The following is a 2826-nucleotide window of genomic DNA, read 5'->3' as shown; positions in this document are numbered from 1 at the left end:
GCCCCCCCCCGTCACGGCGCCCCGCCCCCCCCCCCCCCCCCCAGGGGGGGAGGATTTGGGTGCTCGCATTCCCCCCCCCTTGGGGGGGGGGGATCGCCGGCGAAGCCGGCGAGACGGAGGGGGCCTGTGAGGCCTGCCCTGCCCCTAAACCGCCCAGTCGGGTTTGCGCTTGTCGAGGAAGGCGCGAACGCCTTCCTGGCCCTCGGGGGAGACGCGGGCGCGGGCGATGCGTTTGGCGGTGTCGTCCAAGAGGCCGCTGTCGATCTTGTGGCCGGCGATGTCGTTGACCAGGCGTTTGGCCTCGCCCATGGCGCCGGGGGCGTTGCCGCTGAGGCTGTCGGTCAGCATGGCGATGAACTCGTCCACCGAACCCTCGGGCAGGACCAGATCGATCAGGCCGGCGTGGGCGGCGTAGTCGGCGTCGAAACTGTTGCCGGTCAGGAACAGCTGGCGCGCGCGCCGCGCGCCGATGGCCTCAATGACATAGGGGGCGATGGTTGCGGGGATCAGGCCCAGCTTGACCTCGGAGAAGGCGAAACGCGCGCCCTCGACCGCCACGGCCATGTCGCAGGCGGCGACGATGCCGGCCCCGCCGCCCATGGCGGCGCCCTCGACCAGGGCGACGGTCAGGGCGGGGACGTCGTGCAGGGCCTTCAGCATCCGGGCCAGACCCAGGGCGTCGTCGCGATTGTCGGCCTCGGACCAGTCGGCGGCGTCGCGCATCCAGTTCAGATCAGCCCCGGCGCTGAAGGTCCCGCCCGCGCCGCGGATGAAGACCAGGCGGACGTGGTCGGCGCCGTGCAGGGTCTCGAACGCCTCGTGCAGGGCGGCGATGGTGGCGGCGTCGAAGGCGTTCTTCTTCTCCGGCCGGTCCAGGGTGATGAAGACCACCCCGTCGCTGGTGGCGTCGATCCGCACCAGGTCGTCATTGGCGTCCGGCGCGGCGTCGGCCAGCAGCGGATGGGCGATGCGGTTGATCTCGGCTTCCTCGGCGTCGGTGACGTCCAGGGCGTTGAGGTCGGCGTCGGTGGGTTGATCGGCCATGGTCATCTCCAAACTGAGGGTCCGTGTTGCAACGGGGGGCGGAAGAATAGGTTACATCCGGAACAGGCCGAACGTGGTCTCCGGGATCGGGGCGTTCAGGCTGGCGGAAATGGCCAGGCCCAGGACGTCGCGGGTCTGGGCCGGGTCGATGACGCCGTCGTCCCACAGGCGGGCGGTGGCGTAATAGGGATTGCCTTCGTCCTCGTATTTCTGGCGGATCGGGGCCTTGAAGGCCTCGGCGTCTTCCGCGCTCCAGGTCTCGGCGTCGCGGTGGACGGTGGCCAGCACCGACGCCGCCTGTTCCCCGCCCATCACGCCGATCCGGCTGTTGGGCCAGGTGAAGAGGAAGCGCGGAGAATAGGCGCGGCCGCACATGCCGTAGTTTCCGGCCCCGAAACTGCCGCCGATCAGGACGGTGAACTTGGGCACTTCGGCGCTGGCGACGGCGGTCACCAGCTTGGCGCCGTCCTTGGCGATGCCGCCGGCCTCGTATTTGCCGCCGACCATGAACCCCGAGATGTTCTGCAGGAACAGCAGCGGAATCTTGCGCTTGCAGGCCAGTTCGATGAAGTGGGCGCCCTTCTGGGCGCTTTCGGAGAAGATGACGCCGTTGTTGGCCAGGATGGCGACCGGATAGCCCCAGATGCGGGCGAAACCGCAGACCAGGGTCGGGCCGTACAGGCTCTTGAACTCGTCGAACTCGGACCCGTCCACCAGGCGGGCGATGACCTCGCGCACATCATAGGGGGCGCGCACGTCGTCGGGGATCAGGCCGTACAACTCTTCGGCGGCGAAGGCCGGCGCGCGAGGTTCGCGCACATCCATGTCCACGGACTTGGTCGTGTTCAGATTGGCGACGATGGAACGGACGATCTCCAGCGCATGTTCGTCATTCTCGGCCACATGGTCGACCACGCCCGAGCGACGGCCGTGGGTCTCGGCGCCGCCCAGTTCCTCGGCCGAGATGACCTCGCCGGTGGCGGCCTTCACCAGGGGCGGGCCGGCCAGGAAGATGGCGCCCTGGTTGCGCACGATGATCGTCTCGTCCGACATGGCCGGCACATAGGCGCCGCCGGCGGTGGACAGGCCCATGACACAGGCGATCTGGGCGACGCCCTTGGCGCTCATCCGGGCCTGGTTGAAGAAGATGCGGCCGAAATGGTCGCGGTCGGGGAAGACCTCGGCCTGATGCGGCAGGTTGGCGCCGCCGGAGTCGACCAGATAGACGCAGGGCAGGCGGTTCTGCTCGGCGATCTCCTGGGCGCGCAGATGCTTCTTCACCGTCATGGGGAAGTAGGCGCCGCCCTTCACCGTCGGGTCGTTGGCGACGATCATCACCTCGCGGTCCGAGACGCGGCCGATTCCGGTGATCAGGCCGGCGCCGGGGGCCTCGCCGTCGTACATGGCGTGGGCGGCCAGCTGGCCGATCTCCAGGAAGGGCGAGCCGGGATCCAGCAGCCGCTCGACCCGGTCGCGGGGCAACAGCTTGCCGCGCGCCACATGTCGTTCGCGCGACTTGTCGGACCCGCCGCGCGCGGCCTGGGCCACATGGTCGCGAAGTTCAGCGACCAGGGCGCTGTTGTGCGCGTGCAGGGACTTGTATTTGGGGCTTTGCGGATCGACCGCGGACGTCAACTTCGGCATGGGGTTGGTTTAGGCGGGGTCGCGGGACGTCACAAGGAATTCTCCCTCCCCGCTCCGGGGAGGGGCGTCGCGCAGCGACGGGGCGGGGGCGGCCCGGCAGGGGCGCACTGCCGGAATCGGGACAGATCTGTGATGGGT

At 69.3% G+C, this 2826-nt stretch carries 2 protein-coding genes; both read right to left on the bottom strand.

Going from position 1 to position 2826, the window contains the following annotated elements; all coding sequences use genetic code 11:
• Positions 1-144: 144 nt before the first annotated feature.
• Positions 145-1044: an enoyl-CoA hydratase-related protein gene (locus ER13_RS16840; RefSeq protein ID WP_035311168.1), complete on the bottom strand. Its 900-nt coding sequence runs from the start codon at positions 1042-1044 to the stop codon at positions 145-147.
• Positions 1045-1095: 51 nt separating this feature from the next.
• Positions 1096-2688, bottom strand: a complete 1593-nt coding sequence (locus ER13_RS16835) for a carboxyl transferase domain-containing protein (protein ID WP_035311167.1) — start codon at positions 2686-2688, stop codon at positions 1096-1098.
• Between the last annotated feature and the right edge of the window lie 138 nt (positions 2689-2826).

Source organism: Brevundimonas sp. EAKA, assembly GCF_000698025.1.
Lineage (GTDB): Bacteria > Pseudomonadota > Alphaproteobacteria > Caulobacterales > Caulobacteraceae > Brevundimonas > Brevundimonas mediterranea_A.
The sequence above is the reverse complement of the archived record's forward strand: the minus strand, read 5'-3'. Positions and strand labels throughout refer to the sequence as shown.

Coding starts and splice junctions, on each gene's coding strand:
- ER13_RS16840 (WP_035311168.1), bottom strand. CDS start 1,044: ATGGCCGATCAACCCACCGACGCCGACCTCAACGCCCTGGACGTCACC.
- ER13_RS16835 (WP_035311167.1), bottom strand. CDS start 2,688: ATGCCGAAGTTGACGTCCGCGGTCGATCCGCAAAGCCCCAAATACAAG.